This is a genomic window from Dyadobacter ginsengisoli DSM 21015 (genome assembly GCF_059568735.1).
This window is the reverse complement of the sequence record NZ_JCANTY010000001.1, coordinates 1189668-1208010: the sequence shown is the minus strand read 5'-3', so window position 1 is coordinate 1208010 and position 18343 is coordinate 1189668. Positions and strand designations below refer to the sequence as shown.

Annotated in this window: 14 protein-coding genes; 11 read left to right on the top strand and 3 right to left on the bottom strand. The window is 48.9% G+C overall.

Annotated features, from left to right (window positions below; genetic code table 11):
* Positions 1 to 18: 18 nt before the first annotated feature.
* Complete coding sequence (locus BP71_RS04360; RefSeq protein WP_496376987.1) at positions 19 to 2790, bottom strand: bifunctional aconitate hydratase 2/2-methylisocitrate dehydratase; 2772 nt, start codon at positions 2788 to 2790, stop codon at positions 19 to 21.
* A gap of 328 nt (positions 2791 to 3118) precedes the next feature.
* On the opposite strand from BP71_RS04360, the gene topA reads away from it, so the two are divergent.
* From topA to BP71_RS04340, 4 genes are all read left to right on the top strand, one after another.
* Positions 3119 to 5494 carry a type I DNA topoisomerase gene (gene topA / locus BP71_RS04355; protein WP_496376985.1) on the top strand — a complete coding sequence of 792 codons (2376 nt, stop codon included), beginning with the start codon at positions 3119 to 3121 and terminating at the stop codon, positions 5492 to 5494.
* A gap of 53 nt (positions 5495 to 5547) precedes the next feature.
* Positions 5548 to 6240, top strand: a complete 693-nt coding sequence (locus BP71_RS04350; protein WP_496376983.1) for an SIR2 family NAD-dependent protein deacylase — start codon at positions 5548 to 5550, stop codon at positions 6238 to 6240.
* A complete protein-coding gene (locus BP71_RS04345) occupies positions 6240 to 7121 on the top strand; it encodes a bifunctional 5,10-methylenetetrahydrofolate dehydrogenase/5,10-methenyltetrahydrofolate cyclohydrolase (protein ID WP_496376981.1) in 882 nt (293 codons plus the stop codon). The genes BP71_RS04350 and BP71_RS04345 overlap by 1 nt, the downstream gene beginning before the upstream one ends.
* Positions 7122 to 7286: 165 nt before the next feature.
* A complete protein-coding gene (locus BP71_RS04340) occupies positions 7287 to 8339 on the top strand; it encodes a helix-turn-helix domain-containing protein (RefSeq protein ID WP_496376979.1) in 1053 nt (350 codons plus the stop codon).
* Between the two features lie 4 nt (positions 8340 to 8343).
* Here the strand turns inward: BP71_RS04340 and BP71_RS04335 are convergent, their stop codons facing one another.
* Both BP71_RS04335 and BP71_RS04330 read right to left on the bottom strand, forming a co-directional pair.
* Entirely contained in the window at positions 8344 to 9117 is a 774-nt protein-coding gene (locus BP71_RS04335; protein WP_496376977.1) for a hypothetical protein, read from the bottom strand.
* On the bottom strand, positions 9110 to 10177 hold the full coding sequence (locus BP71_RS04330) for an AMP-binding protein (RefSeq protein ID WP_496376975.1): 1068 nt from the start codon (positions 10175 to 10177) through the stop codon (positions 9110 to 9112). The genes BP71_RS04335 and BP71_RS04330 overlap by 8 nt, the downstream gene beginning before the upstream one ends.
* Before the next feature lie 184 nt (positions 10178 to 10361).
* Between BP71_RS04330 and menB the strand changes: the two genes are divergently transcribed.
* From menB to infC, 7 genes are all read left to right on the top strand, one after another.
* Entirely contained in the window at positions 10362 to 11186 is an 825-nt protein-coding gene (menB, locus tag BP71_RS04325; protein WP_496376973.1) for a 1,4-dihydroxy-2-naphthoyl-CoA synthase, read from the top strand.
* A 48-nt stretch (positions 11187 to 11234) separates the two neighbouring features.
* Positions 11235 to 11648: an EVE domain-containing protein gene (locus BP71_RS04320; RefSeq protein WP_496376971.1), complete on the top strand. Its 414-nt coding sequence runs from the start codon at positions 11235 to 11237 to the stop codon at positions 11646 to 11648.
* Complete coding sequence (locus BP71_RS04315; protein ID WP_496376969.1) at positions 11635 to 13212, top strand: hypothetical protein; 1578 nt, start codon at positions 11635 to 11637, stop codon at positions 13210 to 13212. The genes BP71_RS04320 and BP71_RS04315 overlap by 14 nt, the downstream gene beginning before the upstream one ends.
* Positions 13213 to 13451: 239 nt before the next feature.
* A complete protein-coding gene (locus tag BP71_RS04310) occupies positions 13452 to 14339 on the top strand; it encodes a class I SAM-dependent methyltransferase (protein WP_496376967.1) in 888 nt (295 codons plus the stop codon).
* Positions 14340 to 14404: 65 nt separating this feature from the next.
* Entirely contained in the window at positions 14405 to 15604 is a 1200-nt protein-coding gene (locus BP71_RS04305) for a tetratricopeptide repeat protein (RefSeq protein ID WP_496376965.1), read from the top strand.
* Between the two features lie 60 nt (positions 15605 to 15664).
* Positions 15665 to 17608 (top strand): threonine--tRNA ligase, encoded by a 1944-nt coding sequence (gene thrS, locus BP71_RS04300; protein ID WP_496376963.1) that lies wholly within the window; start codon positions 15665 to 15667, stop codon positions 17606 to 17608.
* A gap of 111 nt (positions 17609 to 17719) precedes the next feature.
* Positions 17720 to 18271, top strand: coding sequence for a translation initiation factor IF-3 (infC, locus tag BP71_RS04295; RefSeq protein WP_496376961.1), 552 nt, complete (start codon positions 17720 to 17722; stop codon positions 18269 to 18271).
* Positions 18272 to 18343: the final 72 nt, after the last annotated feature.

Here is an 18343-nt window from a genome sequence, read left to right as displayed (position 1 = left end):
AACAATTGAACACGAATACTATCTACTTAGTTGCTTAACAGGAGGTGCGAACTTGGTCAGGTCAATGCCGACCACTGCTGCTTTGTATTCTTCCACATTAGGGATTCGGCCAAGGATTGCAGACAGCACAACTACCGGAGTAGACGCGAGCAGGGACTCTCCCTTTTTGCGGTCTGAATCTTCCACGACCCTTCCCTGAAAAAGACGGGTTGATGTTGCCAGAACAGTATCCCCTTTGGCAGCTTTTTCCTGGTTACCCATGCAAAGGTTACACCCGGGGCGTTCCAGATACATCATATTTTCATATTCGGTGCGTGCTGCCACTTTCGGTGCATTATCGTCGAATTCGAAGCCGGAGTATTTCTGCAATACATCCCAGTCACCTTCTTTTTTCAGCTCTTCGATGATGTTATACGTAGGTGCTGCCACTACCAGCGGCGCATGGAACTCGACCTTACCTTGTTGTTCTTCCAAATTCCGAAGCATTTGGGAAACAATTTTAAGATCTCCCTTGTGAACCATGCAGGAGCCGACAAAACCAAGGTCTACCTTTTTATCTTCCCCATAGAAAGAAAGCGGCCGAATGGTGTCGTGGGTGTAACGCTTGGAAACTTCTTTATTATTGACATCCGGATCTGCGATCATTGGCTCCACAATCACATCGAGGTCAATCACAACCTCTGCGTAATACTTCGCATTCGCATCCGGAGTCAGAGCTGGCTTTTCACCTGATTTAATCTCGGCAATCCGCTTATCCGCTCTATTGATCAACCCCTGAAGAACCTGCTTATGGTTCTCCATTCCCTTATCGATCATGATCTGGATCCTGTTTTTCGCAATTTCCAGTGATTCGATCAGCGTGTCATCCTCCGAAATACAGATAGAAGCTTTGGCCTTCATTTCGGCCGTCCAGTCTGTAAAGGTGAATGCCTGGTCGGCCGGCAGCGTGCCGAGGTGGACTTCAATGATCCGGCCCTGGAATACATTCTCTCCGCCAAATTGTTGAAGCATCTGAGCTTGTGTAGCGTGAACCACATCGCGGAAATCCATATGCTCCTTCATGTCGCCCTTGAAAGTTACTTTCACCGACTCGGGGATCGGCATCGATGCTTCACCGGTAGCCAATGCAATGGCAACGGTACCTGAGTCGGCACCAAAGGCAACCCCTTTCGACATCCTGGTGTGCGAGTCGCCACCGATGATGATCGCCCATTCGTCCACCGTAATGTCGTTAAGCACTTTGTGGATCACGTCGGTCATCGAATGATATTCCCCTTTCGGGTCGCGGGCGGTGATCAAACCGAAGTCGTTCATGAACTTCATCAGCTTAGGAATGTTAGCCTGTGCTTTTTTATCCCAAACCGACGCCGTGTGACAGCCCGACTGATATGCACCGTCAACAATCGGAGAAATCGTTGTGGCAGCCATTGATTCCAGTTCCTGAGCAGTCATCAAACCCGTCGTATCCTGTGAACCGACGATATTGACCTCAACACGAACATCCGAACCGGCGTGTAAAACTTTACCCGGCGTAGTGCCTACAGCGTTTCTGTTAAAGATTTTTTCTACCGCAGTCAGCCCTTGCCCTTCATTTGAAATCTCTTTGGACGGAGCGAATACCGGAGTAGGTTCGATGCCCAGGATCTTCGCAGCAACTGTCTGTATTTTTTTACCAAATACAATCGCATATGAACCACCGGCCCTGATAAATTCCTTTTTCTGAGGTGTGAGCGCCTTGGAAATATCAATCAGTTCCTGATCACCGTTATACAGCTTTTTTGTTTGTGTATTAATGGTAAGAACAGTGCCCGTGGCAACAGAATATACTTCTTCCAAAATGGGGTCACCACTTTCGTTGCGCACAACATTACCGTTTTCGTCAACCTTTTTAACCCAGTTTTTCAGGTCAATTCCGATACCGCCGGTAACGTCGACCGTGGTGAGGAAAATTGGGGAGATGCCGTTGGTACCTCCAACAATCGGAGCAATATTGACAAAAGGAATATATGGACTTGCTTGTTTACCGGTCCAGAGCGCCACGTTGTTCACGCCTGACATCCTGGATGAACCCACGCCCATGGTACCCTTTTCGGCTACCAGCATCACACTTTTGTCGGGATGTTCTTCCTGCAATGCTTTGATTTCCTGCTGTGCCTTAGGAGTTATCATGCATTTACCGTGCAATTCACGGTCCGATCGCGAGTGAGCCTGATTCCCCGGAGAGAGCAAATCAGTTGAAATGTCGCCCTCGCCAGCAATATAGGTAACTATCTTAATTTCTTCCGGTACATCTGGCAATTTGGTGAAGAACTCGGCCCGTGCGTAGCTTTCCAGGATTTCCCTGGCGATTTCATTACCGTTTTTGAATGCCTCTTTCAGACGATCAGTATCCGCATCATAAAGGTAAACCTGAGTTTTAAGAACCTCTGCGGCCTGTTTTGCAATGGAAGCCTCATCACCGAGTGCAAGATCGAGTAATACGCCAATGGATGGGCCGCCTTTCATGTGAGACAACAACTCAAAAGCAAAAGCAGGCGATATTTCTTCTACTACGGATTCGCCCAGGATGATCTCCTTTAAAAACCTGGCTTTTACACCGGCAGCACTCGTAGTTCCCGGTAAGGTGTTGTAAATAAAGAATTTGAGAGAATCTTCCCGATACTCGTTTTCGGAATCTTTGATTTGTGCGATGATTTCTCCCAGCAATTCGGCACCATCAACTGGCTTTGGGTGAAGCCCCTGGGTTTTTCTTTCTTCAATCTCCTGAATGTAATCCTTATAAATATTCATGATGGGAATAGTAATTAACTACCTTGGATAATCTGTTGTCATTAAACGGGCGAAACTACGAAATTACGGAATATATGGGGGCATTTCGGCCGATTTTAGCTACTATTTAAAACCAGTATATTCTAACCGTACATTTAGATAACCTCCGCAAAAAAAAATTTGTTCTGACAACCTGCATATTGAGGGAATAATTTGAAAGGCCCCCTTCGGGAGGTGCTGCGACGGGTTCCGTTTTTCGGTCAGCTTTTATTTGCGCTTTGATTTTTTCTCGGATTGTGCCCTATATTTGGACATTCATAGTGCTACCAGGTCCCTTAAATCGAAAGTTATGTCAAAAAATCTGGTGATCGTAGAGTCACCGGCGAAGGCCAAAACCATTGAAAGTTACCTCGGGCAGGATTTCACTGTCAAGTCCAGTTTCGGACATGTCCGTGACCTCCCGGAACATGATATGGGTGTTGATGTTGAGCATGGTTTCCAACCCTCCTACGAAATATCCTCCGACAAAGTCAAAGTCATTTCCGAGCTCAAAAAACTGGCTAAAGATGCCGAAGTATGGCTCGCAACGGATGATGACCGCGAAGGAGAAGCTATCTCCTGGCATTTAAAAGAAGCTCTCGGACTGCCGGATAATACCAAGCGGATCGTATTTCGTGAGATCACCAAAACCGCCCTTCAAAACGCAATCGCCAAACCCCGGACCATCGATGGAGACCTGGTAGATGCCCAGCAGGCGCGTCGCATTCTCGACCGTCTGGTAGGATACGAGCTTTCCCCTGTTCTTTGGAAAAAGATCCGGATCGGCAAATCGAACCTGTCGGCCGGCCGCGTACAATCGGTAGCGGTGAGGATCGTCGTGGAGCGTGAAAGGGAAATAGACGCGTTCAGATCCAAAAGCAGCTTTAAGGTCACGGCCCACTTCGACCTGGGTAACGGTAAAGTGCTGAATGCCGAACTGGCCAAAAACTTCCCAACCGAACAGGAAGCATTACAGTTTCTCGAAAAATGCATCGGGGCTGAGTTCTCGATCCGCAATCTTGAAGTTAAACCAGCAAAAAAAACACCTGCACCGCCATTTACAACTTCTACATTACAACAGGAGGCCTCCCGTAAACTGAGTTTTTCAGTAGCGCAAACCATGACCGTGGCGCAGCGGCTTTACGAAGCAGGAAAGATCTCCTACATGCGTACGGATTCCACCAACCTGTCGGAAGAAGCGCTGGATAAAGCAAAGCAGCAGATCACGAAAGAGTATGGTCAGGATTACTACAACCGCCGTATATTCAAAACCAAATCAGAATCCGCGCAGGAAGCGCACGAAGCTATTCGTCCTACCGATTTTTCTACACTGGTAGGCAGCACCGACCGTAACGAGCAGCGCTTGTACGAACTGATCTGGAAACGTGCCATTGCTTCTCAAATGTCGGATGCACAATTGGAACGCACCACAGCGACCATTGGCATTTCTACTGCATCGGAAGAACTGGTCGCACAGGGTGAGGTGATCAAATTCGAAGGGTTCCTGAAAGTTTACCTGGAATCGAGCGACGACGAAGACGAAGAGCAAAAAGGCATGCTGCCTCCATTGAATATAGGTCAGATCCTCAAACTGGCGGATATGAAAGCGACGGAGCGTTTTACCAGAAACCCGCCTCGTTATACGGAAGCGAGTTTGGTTAAAAAACTGGAAGAAATGGGGATCGGAAGGCCGTCTACCTACGCGCCGACAATCTCCACGATCCTTAAACGCGAATATATTGTAAAAGAAGACCGTCAGGGTTTTGAAAGGGAATTCAAGGAAATGACCCTGGCCAATGACCAGATTAAAAGCAAGGTCAGTAAAGAAGTATACGGTTCTGAAAAGGCAAAACTATTCCCTACCAGCACCGGCATGGTGGTGAATGACTTTTTGGTAAGCCATTTCAACGATATCATCGATTATTCATTTACCGCAAACGTAGAAAAGGATTTTGACCACATCGCTGAAGGCCTGCTGGGCTGGCAGCAAATGATCAAGAACTTTTACACGCCGTTCCAGAAAAAAGTAGCCGAAGCACGTGAAGAAGCGATCGATAAGAGCTTAACGACCCGCGAACTGGGGGAAGATCCTGCAACGGGCAAGAAGGTTTCTGTGAGAATCGGTAAGTACGGGCCTTATGTGCAGATCGGCGATGTGGAGGATGAGGAAAAACCACGTTTTGCAAGCTTGCAGAAAGGTCAGCTGATGGAAAACATTACGCTGGACGAAGCATTTGAACTGTTCAAGCTGCCACGGCAGGCGGGTTTCTTTGAGGACAAGGACATGGTGGTGAATGTAGGGAAATTTGGTCCTTATGTGAAGCACGATGGCAAATACTACTCACTGGCCAAAACCGATGATCCGATGGCTGTTGCTGAGGAGCGTTTGATCGAAATTATCGAAGAAAAGCGCTTGCAGGATAGCAACCGGACTATTAAAGAATTCGCAGAGGATCCGGAAGCAAAAGTTTTGAATGGGCGTTATGGCCCCTATATTGCTTTTGGGAAGAAAAATGTAAAAATCCCGAAAGGTACCGAACCTGCTTCACTGACTTATGACCAGGTATTGAAACTGGCGGCGGAGACACCGGACAAGCCTGCTGGGCGCGGGGCGAAAAAACCTGCGGCTGCAAAGGCTCCGGCGGCGAAGAAGCCAGCGGCGAAAAAGGCCGCGAAGAAAGGTTAATATTGGCACGTACCGCAACGGACCGCGAATATCCACGAATCACGAAACAGCCCATGAAAAAACTAGTTGTACTTTCCGGAGCAGGGATCAGCGCAGAAAGCGGGATCAGTACTTTTCGTGATAATAACGGACTCTGGGACAATTACCGCATCGAGGATGTGGCTACACCGGAGGCCTGGATTCGCAATCAGGAGCTGGTGCTTGATTTTTACAACCAGCGACGGAAACAGGCGGGCGATGTGAAGCCTAACACGGCACATTACGCACTGGCAGAGCTGGAAAGGGACTTCGACGTAACGATCGTTACCCAGAATGTCGATAACCTGCATGAAATCGCGGGCTCCACGAATGTGATCCATTTGCATGGGGAGCTTTTTAAATCGCGCAGTACGAAAGATCCCAGCCTGGTGTATGAAATGACTTCATGGGAGCTTAAAACTGGCGATCTATGTGAGCTGGGCAGCCAATTAAGACCGCATATCGTGTGGTTTGGTGAGGAAGTACCCATGATGGAAGTAGCCGTGGATGTGGCTGAGCAGGCAGATATTTTCCTCGTTATCGGAACGTCCCTGGCAGTGTACCCTGCCGCTGGCCTGGTACATTATGTCGGTCGAGGCAAGCCAATTTACATTGTAGACCCGGCGAAACCCGACATTACTTTGAAACCCAACATGACTTTCATTCAGGAAAAGGCAACGACCGGAATGGAAATTTTGATCAAGAAATATTTACTACCAGAACAATAATGCAACTACTCGACGGGAAGGCTATTTCCTCCCAAATAAAATCCGAAATTAAGGAGCAAGTAGAACAATGGGTAGCCGGAGGCGGAAAGAAGCCACACCTGGCAGCCATTCTTGTTGGCCAGGACGGTGCCAGCGAAACCTATGTAGCCTCCAAAATCCGCAGCTGTGAAGAGATCGGCTTTACCTCTACCCTGCTGCGCTTCGAAGCCGACACTACCGAAGCTCAACTCCTCGAAGCCGTCGAATCACTGAATAACGACCCCGACGTGGACGGTTTTATCGTGCAACTTCCGTTGCCGAAGCACATTTCCGAAAACACGGTCATGGAAGCTGTAAATCCCGCCAAGGACGTGGACGGCTTCCATCCGATCAACGTCGGCAGAATGTGCAAGGGGCTTCCTGCCTACATTTCGGCGACACCGTTTGGCATTCTGGAAATGCTGATCCGTGCGGGCATTGAGACGAGCGGCAAGCATTGCGTGGTAATCGGCCGCAGCCAGATTGTTGGCTTACCGATGAGCATTCTCATGCAGCGCAATACTTATCCAGGCAACTGTACCGTGACGATCACGCACAGCAAGACGCAAAACCTGAAAGAGATTTGCCAGTCGGCCGACATCCTGATCGTAGCATTGGGCAACCCTGAATTTGTGAAGGCCGATTATGTGAAAGAGGGCGCGGTGGTCATAGACGTGGGCATAACCCGCGTGGCCGACGCTACCAAAAAGAGTGGATTTTCAATCAAAGGTGACGTCGATTTCAATGATGTTGCACCTAAAAGCAGCTACATTACCCCGGTTCCGGGCGGTGTGGGACTGATGACTATCTGCGGCTTGCTGACCAATACTTTCAAAGCAGCCAGGAAAGAGATTTACAAATAAGAATTACCAAAGTTCGCAAGAGCCGGATTGTCAGGAAACCATGTCGTAACCTGATAATCCGGCTTTTTGCATTAAAATTCAAAAAAAGAATGTGAGAAAGTTGCTGGTTTCGTTTTTTACTAAAAGATTTGTCAATTAGTAGGCATTTAAAATGGGGGTCATACCATGAGCATTGTCAGCAATAACATCAAGTATCTCAGAAGGCTCAATGGCCTGACTCAGGAACAGTTTGCCCGTAAGATCGCAATCAAGAGATCTCTGCTCGGTGCCTATGAAGAAGCCCGGGCAAACCCTAACCTTACTAACCTCAAAAACATGGCAGCGGCATTCGGGGTTAGCGTTGACAATTTGCTAAAAAACGACCTCCGGAAACTAAGGGAAACGCCGGAAATGTCATTGCCATTAACCGCATCCAGGCAAATGACCGTGTCGCATTCGGGAGCTATGCCACAGCCCAGTCCGACCCGGACCCAGGGCTATACGGAACCCCAGCCCCTTTCGAAAATCATCGAAACCTACCAACAGCCCGACCCTCCGCTGCGTCAGGTATCACGACAGATTAATCTGAAACCTATCAGCGGGGAAACGCCATCGCCGGCCGGCCCCGCGCGCCAGGTGAATCAGCCTCCTGTGAGCCGCCCGACCGCCTCGTCGGCTCCGCAACCACCGGAGCAGATGCCTGTCTTCAATAATCAGTACCAGGTGCCGCAGTTCAATGCCGCTCCGGAACCACCTGTCCACCACTACCCGACCATCCAATGGGTGCCCGGTGACATGCAGGCCGAATACATCGCCCATTTTCAAAACCCAGCTTATCTGACGGCTTTGCCGTCCTTCCAACTACCGAACCTGCCGTCGGGGTATTACAGGGCATTTGAGAGCGGCGACGACTTCGCCTATCCCGGTTCCATCCTGGTAGGAACATTTATCCGGAACTGGTATGATATCAAAGATGGAATGCAGTATGTTTTCCTGTTGAGAAAGCATGGACTGATTTACAGGAATGCTTTCAATCAGGTGAAGACCTCCGGCGTTTTGCTTCTTACTTCCGACAATATCGCTATCGACGATCTTGAAATCCCGTTACAGGATGTACTGGAAGTATGGGAAGTGAAGGCTTTTGTCAGCTTGCAAATGCCCGTGCCGCAGCCTTCACTCGAAAGGATAAATCAATTGGTGGACGAATTGCAACTGGAACTGAGCCAGTACCGCCCCTAAGAAATCATTTGGATAGTGCGCTGAATAGCGCCTCTATTTTGGCCAGGTCCTTGCTCTTGGATGTGGTTTCAAGAACTGCTACGCCCATTTGGTACCATAGTCCATCACCGGCTGTAATGTATTTCCCTTTTTTCGAAGGCTTGCTTTCGGAGGCATTGTCCGCTACAAATTCAGCTTTGTAAACTGTATCCATTATTTTCTGCAACTGATCCCAGTCGAGCTTACGCGGCGAGCCACCATTTTTGCTTAATGTAAATTCCTTTTTCGAGAATGACGCTTGCAGATCGATCGTCGTTTTGCTGTCCACGTCGATATCGAGATAAGTCAGTTCAAATGGCTTTTCCCGGCCGGCTGTCTCGAAAATCGCCTGCATCATTTCTTGCAGGAAATAAGACCAGCGTTCTTTGTCAACCGGATAAATGGTCACATACTTGCCATTCTCTTCCAGCTCAATTTCTATAAAATCCTCATATTCACTCTCTTCTCTCTTTCTTATTATTTTGGAAGATTGGAAGATATTGCGAAACTCGCCGGTCCAGACCGCGGGCACATTACCTTTCCATTGATAGTCGTCGTCCTCAGAAAACCCCTCGTCAATGATTTCGTCCTCTGTCAGGTCCTCCCGGTCGGTGTACGAAATATCGAAATCCACCCGTAGCTCCTGGTCGGATTGAATATCCATTTTCAGCGTATAAAAATGCGCAAAGGGCGCCGGTACCACCGTAGCGGTTTGATAACGAATGATGTACTGGCCGGGTATCTGAATATCTTTATCCATTCGAAGAATTAAAAAGCTTTTGAAAAGTTACTCGTTTGTCTATTTTGTCTGTTGCGGTTTTCGCAAATTTCTCTGCAAAGTAAATATGTTTCGGGTTTGCATAGGCGGAAACCTGCTTTCTAATTTCCGCGGCCAATGCCACTGCTTCCACCCCAGAGGCGGCGCCTTCCACAATCAGCACGAGTTTCTGACCCAGTTTTTCGTCCGCCTCCCACCACGAAAAAAATGCATTTGAAATGGCCATGTTCCGAAACGCCAGCGCGATACGTGCATCAACCTGGTCGAGTACGATCTTGACTCCTCCCGAATTAATCACGTTATCCGCCCTTCCGATCCATTGAAATGAATCTCCGGTGATTTCAACCAGGTCGTTGGTCTGTACTTGTTCGCCATTTGTCACAGGTCCGGATATAAAGAGGCAACCGCGCTCGTCAGTACCAGCTGTTATCCCCGGGAGTAAGGTGTAGGTATCGCTCGCCTCGTCGCCGTTGAGTCTGCGCAATGCAATATGGGAAACCGTTTCCGTCATGCCGTAACTCTGATAAACCGGCACCGCTAATGCCGCAATGTGTTGCATCAATACGGCCCCCACCGGCGCTCCGCCCAGCAATATTTTGCCCAAATGCCCCGCTTGTTCCCTTGTCGCAGGATTTTCGAGCATCGCCAGTAATTGCATCGGGACAAGGGCTACGAAGTCAAATGCGACGGCATCTAAACTTGCAATTGGATTAGACGCGGGTTCGGTGATTGTTAGTTCCCAGTCCAGCTCCATTCCCCGGACAAGCATCATCAGCCCCGCAATGTAGCCGATGTTCAGGCATACCAGTGCCCGCGTGTCCTGCCCAAGTGAAAGCGCTTTCCCGGTCATGGCTGCGCTGGCCGAAAGTTGCTCTCTGGTCAATGTAATGGGTTTGGGCATACCTGTGGAGCCGGAGGTGTGCAGCACAAATTCTACCTGGCCGCCCAACCAGGCTTCCATAAAGTCGTATGCTTGTGCAAAATAAGGATTCCGTGGCCTTTTCTGTTCCGGCCAGTGCCTCCTGCTGGTATTCCAGGTCATAGCTGCAAATTCCGCTGGTTAATTCAATTTGTGGTCCGACGGCAGGTTTTAATGCGCTGGAAAGTTATTCATTTGTTTTTGAAGGTAACCCAAACTATGAGTAATTTCGCGCATTCGGGCAATGTGACAAAACACAGATTTTACCAGTCCATTGCATTCATTTTACATTTACCAATCTGATTTTATGTTTAATACAGTTCAATGGGAAACCATTAAAGAATACCAGGAAATACTGTTTACACTTCACGAAGGAATTGCAAAAATCAGCATCAACCGTCCGCACAAGCACAATGCATTTACGCCGCTTACCGTGACGGAGATGATCGACGCCATGCATATTTGCCGCGAAGACCCCCGAATCGATGTGATCATCCTCACCGGGGAAGGCGGCAAAGCCTTCTGTTCCGGAGGCGACCAATCGGTACGCGGGCACGGCGGCTATATCGGCGAAGACCATGTACCGCGCCTCAATGTACTCGATCTTCAAAAAATGATCCGCTCTATTCCAAAGGCCGTCATTGCCATGGTGGCTGGCTGGGCGATTGGCGGCGGCCATGTGCTCCATGTAATCTGCGACCTGAGCATTGCGGCGGAGAATGCACGTTTCGGACAAACAGGCCCGAAAGTCGGCAGCTTCGACGGCGGCTTCGGCGCTTCATACCTGGCCCGCGTGGTAGGTCAGAAAAAAGCCCGCGAAATATGGTTCCTCTGCGATCAGTATGATGCTCAGGAGGCATTACAAATGGGCTTGGTGAATAAGGTAGTACCTTTGGAGCAGCTGGAAGCAACTACATTGGAATGGGCAAAAAAAATCCAGGAAAAAAGCCCGCTCTCTATTCGAATGCTCAAAAGCGCTTTCAATGCGGAGCTCGACGGCCAGGCAGGAATACAGGAACTCGCAGGCAACGCAACGCTTCTTTACTATCTGAGCGAAGAGGCGAAAGAAGGCCAGCGTTCTTTTTTGGAAAAAAGACAACCTGATTTCAGCAAATTCACAAAGTTCCCTTGATTCAATACCAGAACATTAACATTTTAAGTCCATACAAATACGCCCGGCATGAACCATTGGCTTGTAAAATCAGAACCATTCAAATATTCCTGGGACCACCTCGTAGCCGAAGGTGAAGGCATGTGGGATGGGGTACGCAACTACGCAGCGCGCAATAACCTGATGGCTATGAAAGTCGGGGATCTGGTACTGTTCTATCATAGCAACGAAGGCAAGGAGGTCGTAGGACTTGCCAAGGTATCCAAAGAACACTATCCGGACCCAACCACCGACGAGGCCGGTTGGGTTGTGGTGAACCTGGTTCCCGTTGAAAAATTTCCGAATACCGTTACACTGGCGCAAATCAAAAAAGATGAGCTGCTGAAACAAATGGACCTCGTCCGTTTATCCAGGCTGTCCGTCGTGCCAGTCAAGCGAGAAGAATTCGACCATATCGTTGCCCTGGCACATGACAAAAAATAAGCGATCCGTTCTTCGGCTGGCATTGTTTCTCTTCCTGGGCTTCCTGTGCATACAGGTCAGCGCCCAGGGAGTGAAACGTATCGAACTTCCTTTGTCCGGCAACACGGCCTACCAGGCCGTCCCGCTCGGCAAACAGGGTGTGCTGCTGATCTCCAAACCGGACAAAGGGACATTCAATGTCCAGAAGTTCGACACGAACCTTGAACGGGTTTGGTCCATCGACGGTCCCATCGAGTCCAACCTCGATTATATTACATCGTCCTACGACGGGCAGGCGGTATTTTTGCTTTTCAGCAAGTACAGGAGCTCATTGTACCAGATCGTCAAGGTAAATGTGGGTCCTGGATTCGTGGAGACTTTCATTATCAATACCCTGGACCGTTTCGAGATCACAGATTTCAAAACCCTCGGCTACTCGGTGTTCATGGCAGGCATGGTACGCAACGAGCCGGTGCTGGTCCACACCCTGTTAACCACCTCACAAACCAGGGTTCTCCCCTCTGCGATCAAAGGCTCGAATGCGATCCAAACGGTTGAAGTCGATACTGCACACCACCTCGTCAATGTTTGTTTTGCTGTAAAAAAAGGCAGGCAAACCAAGATCGTCGCCCGATCGTACGAGGAAACCGGGGAGCTTTACACCCAGGTAGCCGTAGAACCGGAAGACGACTTCTCGCTGCTGAGTGGACGTCTGCAGGTACTCAACGACTCGGTACGCATCGTGATCGGCACCTATGGGTACCGCAATATGCAAAGCAGCACCAATGCGGCCTCACAAGGGTTGTATATCAGCAAGATCGTCGGTGACGAAACTGTTTTTACAAAGTACCACAGCTTTACCGATTTTAAAAACTTCTTCAACTTCATGAGCGAACGCCAGCAGGAGAAGATGGAAAAGCGGATCCGCAAGAAAAAAGAAAGTGGTAACGATTTGAAACTCAACTATCGTTTGCTGGTTCACGATATTGTTCCCAAGTCCAGTAATTTCCTGCTGGTTGCCGAGGTGTTTTACCCCGAGTACCGTTATCAGAACCCCAGCATGATGGGCGGCTACGGTTATGGTTACGGAGGGTACGGCTATCCGTTCGGAATGGGCCTGTATAATCCTTACCTATGGAACCCCATGTACGGCGGCCGTGGTTACAATCAGCAGGTTTTTGACGGTTTCACCTACACGCACGCGGTGGTGGCAGACGTAGACCAGAGCGGCAACCTGCTTTGGGACAACAGTATTAATTTCGATAATGTAAAAAGCATGGAATTGAAAGAGAAAATCAAAGTTCAAACCTTCTCAAATGGCAATTCAAAACTGATTTACAGTCACAACGGAGCTATCCGGAGTAAGATTATCAAAGCAAACCAGGTTATTGACAGCGACCGCGTGATCCCGAACGAAACCTATGTAGAAGGAGATAAAGTGCGCAAAACCAGTACAGACGACATCGATTACTGGTTTGACAACTTCTACCTGGCCTGGGGTGAGCAGCGCATCGTGAATGCGGCGGGCGACCCGCAGACGCGCGGACGCAGGAATGTGTTTTATTTGAATAAGATTGCTTATTAGTACTTCGGCCGTTGGCTGTCGGCCTTCGGCTTTTTCAAACAAGTATGGTTGTTTCGTATTCGACCTTACCTTTATCGGTCTCTGTAAACAGCCTGCTCCCGATAAACATTAATAAATTTAATCACTTGAAAAGTACCGACGGCCGAAAGCCGAAGTACCAAATTGACACCACTAAACATTAATAAATTTAATCACCTAAAAAGTGCCGACGGCCGAAAGCCGAAAGCCGAAGTACCAAATTGATACTACTATCACCAGACCAACATACTGACTACCAGCTCATTGATAGCGGAGGATTTGAGAAACTCGAAAAATTCGGCCCTTATATTCTTTCTCGTCCCGAGCCACAGGCTATCTGGGACAAATCGCTTTCGGAGTCCGAGTGGGAAGAGAGGTCCAATGCCGTTTTCAAAAAAGACAAGAACTCCCAGGAAAAAGGGCAATGGATCACGAAAGGCGACATGCCCGACAAATGGGTGTTCCAGTACCGGACCAAAGAACTTCATTTGCGGACCAAGCTTGCGCTATCTTCCTTCAAACATGTAGGCGTTTTTCCCGAGCAGGCCACCAACTGGGATTTTATAGCACGGACATTGAAACAAATGCCGGAAGAGAAGCCCAGCGTCCTGAACCTGTTTGCTTACACCGGCATTGCGTCACTTGCCGCAAAGGCTTCCGGTGCGGACGTCACACACGTTGATTCGGTGAAACAGGTGATCAGCTGGTCGCGCGAGAACATGGACCTGAGCGGCCTGAACAACATTCGCTGGGTGGTAGAGGATGCATTGAAATTTGTGCAGCGGGAAGTGAGACGCGGGAACAAGTACAATGGTCTTATTCTGGATCCGCCCGCGTACGGTCGCGGCCCGGATGGTGAAAAATGGCTTCTGGAAGAAAATCTGAACGATCTGCTCCGGCTATGCGCTCAGTTGCTGAAAGAAAAAAACTTCTTCTTCATCATCAACCTCTATTCGCTGGGCTTCTCTGCTTTGATTGTAGAAAACCTGATTAAAATGCATTTCGGAACCGATATCAAACACGAGTTCGGTGAATTGTACGTGCCGGATTCTTTCGGCAAGAAACTCCCGTTGGGGGTATTTTCGCGTTTTTCAGATCAGAATCTTTAAAATCGATTCAGATTACCCAATTTTGTGTGGGCGGGTTATCCCGGGCATGGCTCCATTTCAACTTCATGAAATATAATTGTTTTAAATACACGGTATGTTTTGCATGGATCGCATTGGCTGCGGCCAACCAGGCCTGCCAGAGCGATGCCCGGACCGCCACGCGCATTCCTCCCGTGATTAAAAAAGGCAGGGCGCAGTGGCAGAACGACGCCCTCGTGTCTCTGACCGACCTCATCAACCGGGGGATCGACTCCGATGTCAATTACTTCAAAAGAGCACGCATTTACTTTGATCGTGAGCAGTATTCCGAAGCCCTGGACGATATCAACGAGTCGATCTACGAACAGGACAATGTAAGCGAATATTTTCTATTGCGGGGAAAGATAAACCGCGAACTGGGAAAAATCGACAACGCGCTTGAAGACGCCCAGCGTGCGGAGGCGCTGCAACAAAGCAGTCCTGAACTGTATATACTGCTGGCCGACATCCTGCAAGCCAAAAACCGGTTTGGAGAGGCGGCCGGGTATTTAAACCAGGCATTGAAGATGGCGCCGTACGACGGTTCGGCTTATTATGTCAAAGGGGTATTGCAAGCCCGGCAAGGCGATTCACTGGCGAGTTTATCGAGCTTTAACTATGCGATGAATGTCAATCCAAGGCTCCTGCGCGCTTATGAGCAGAGCACATTGATCAACCTCAAACTAAAAAATACTGCGGAGGCCCTTGCAATCAATGAGAGGGCACTCAAACGCTTTCCCGAACGCGCGACGCTTTTTTTCGGAAGAGGCGAAATCCTGAACGCATTGGCACAGCCGGACACTGCACTGATTTTCTATCAAAAAGCAGTTTCGATCCAGCCCGACTATGACGAGGCACTCAACCAGTTGGCGAGTGTCGCAATGCAGCTGCGTGCATACCCGCAGGCAATCCCGGCATTGAAAACACTTTTGAGAAAAAAGCCTCAGTCGAAAGAGCTCAATAATATGCTGGGTTACGCCCATGAAAAAAGCGGTGAGCTTGATATTGCGAAAACCTATTATACCACGGCATTAACCATCGCTCCCGGCGACCAGGATGCGCGCTACGGCATGTACCGGATCCGGAAAATTGAATCAGAAGGCGTCTACCCCTCCTACTATCCTGAGGAAAATACCAATTCAGGATACAAATTACTCGACACGGCGCGGGTTAAAATTAATATTATCCAACCCCGTGGTACCACAAATATCCGGGTAGACTCATCACGAAAAGCTAAAATTGAATAGATTTGTACTTTGCGGCTTCCCGCAATGCCATTGAACCATAGTCATAGAATACATTTTTGAATGAAAGACGAGTCTCAAGTAAAAATTACCCTGCCCGATGGTAGCGAACGTTTTTACCCGAAAGGGGTAACCGCTCTCGAAATCGCGCTCAGTATCAGTGAAGGGCTTGCACGCAATGTGGTCGCCGCCAAAGTGAACAACGAGGTCTGGGACCCGACGCGCCAGATTACGGAAGACTCCCTGGTGAAACTGCTGACGTGGAATGACGAGGATGGTAAATCGACGTTCTGGCATTCATCAGCCCACTTATTGGCCGAAGCATTGGAAGCGCTTTATCCGGGCGTGAAATTCGGCACGGGACCTTCCATTGAAAAGGGTTTTTACTATGATGTCGACCTGGGCGGACAAGCCATTTCACAAGAGGATTTCCCCAAGATCGAGGCCAAAATGCTCGAACTGGCACGCCAGAAAAATGAATACATCCGGAAACCGATCAGCAAAGCCGAAGCCCTGGAATATTTTACCCGGAAAGGCGACGAATACAAGCTGGAACTGATCGACGGACTGGAAGACGGATCCATCACGCTGTACGAGCAAGGTGGCTTCACCGACCTCTGCCGCGGACCACATATCCCGAATACTGGTTTTATCAAAGCCGTCAAACTGACTAATATCGCTGGTGCTTACTGGCGCAACAAGCAGGATAATAAAATGCTGACCCGTATCTACGGGATCACTTTTCCAAAACAAAAAGAGTTGGAAGAGTATGTAACCCTGATGGAGGAAGCCAAGAAACGCGACCACCGTAAGCTGGGTAAGGAGCTTGAACTTTTTGCATTCTCCGAAAAGGTGGGACAAGGCCTGCCCTTGTGGCTGCCCAAAGGAGCGATGTTGCGCGAGCGTTTGCAGGCATTCCTGAGCAAGGCTCAGTCGCGCGCAGGTTATACGCCAGTAGTGACGCCCAATATCGGCAGCAAGGAACTTTATGTTACTTCCGGCCACTGGGACAAATATGGCAAGGACTCATTCCAGCCGATCAAGACACCGAACATCGGCGAAGAGTACCTGTTGAAACCCATGAATTGCCCGCATCACTGCGAGATCTATAAAACTTCTCCCCGTTCTTACAAAGACCTGCCCCTGCGGTTCTCCGAGTTTGGAACGGTTTACAGATACGAGCAAAGCGGAGAGCTCCACGGCTTAACGCGGGTACGCGGTTTTACACAGGATGATGCGCACATTTTCTGCCGCCCCGATCAGGTGAAAGAGGAATTTGTACGCGTGATCGACCTGGTACTTTATGTATTCAAATCCCTTGGATTTGACGATTACAGCGCGCAGATTTCCCTTCGGGATCCTAACGACAAAGTAAAATACATTGGAAAGGATGAAGACTGGGAACGTGCTGAGAATGCGATCATCGAAGCATCCGCAGAACGCGGGCTCAAAACGGTCACAGAACTGGGCGAAGCCGCATTTTACGGTCCGAAACTTGACTTCATGGTACGTGACGCGTTGGGTCGCAAATGGCAGCTGGGTACGATTCAGGTCGACTACCAGATGCCGAAACGTTTTGGGCTGGAATATACCGGCTCCGACAATCAGAAACACCAGCCGGTGATGATCCACCGCGCGCCGTTCGGGTCCATGGAGCGGTTCATCGCCATCCTGATCGAAAACACTGCCGGACAATTCCCATTGTGGCTTTCACCTGACCAGATCGCCATTCTCCCGATCTCTGAAAAGTTTGCGGATTATGCCGAAGACGTGTTCTTTCAGTTGCAGGATCACGACATCCGCGGCTTCGTCGATCACCGGGACGAGAAGATCGGACGCAAGATCCGGGATGCGGAAGTTACCAAGGTACCTTTTATGTTGATTGTCGGGGAAAAAGAAATGGCAGAGGGGAAACTTTCCGTCCGCCGCAAGGGAGAAGGTGACCTGGGCAGCATGACTGTCGACGAATTCATCACCTTTTTCAAAAAGGAAGCCACCATTGCTTGATGTTTTTAGAAGTTTTTAGTATTATTCCAGCAACAAGGCACTATTTTTGTGAAGGCTGTGTTAGCTTTTTCGATTTCCACCAAAAAATAAAAAAACACCAATACGAATTATATGGCATTAAGACCCCCTAGTGGACGGTTAAGAGTTCCCGAAGAACCTTATAAAATAAACGAACGAATTACAGCAAAAGAAGTACGGTTGGTGGGTGAAAACATCGAACCGGGAATAGTAGATATCAATACCGCCAGGGCATTGGCAAAGGCGCAAAGCCTTGACCTCGTTGAAATTGCGCCCACTGCGGTTCCTCCTGTTTGTAAAGTAGTGGACTACTCCAAGTTCAAATACGAGCAGAAGAAAAAACAGAAGGAAATCAAGGCAAAGGCCCAGAAGGTAGTCATCAAGGAAATCCGTTTCGGCCCTAACACAGACGATCACGATTTCGAGTTCAAGTTGAAGCATGCGATCAACTTCCTCAAAGAAGGCTCCAAGGTGAAAGCATACGTGCATTTCGTGGGACGTACGATCGTCTTCAAAGAGCGCGGTGTAAACCTTTTGAAAAAATTCTCCGAAGCATTATCGGATTACGGCAAGCTGGAAATGGAGCCTAAGCTGGAAGGAAAACGGATGACGATCATCCTGGCTCCTGCGCCTGCAAAAAAATAGTCAAAAAGCTTCTTTCGAAGCATCATTCCATATTAAATCGTGTTTTTGGCGTTCAGCCAGGAACACGATTTT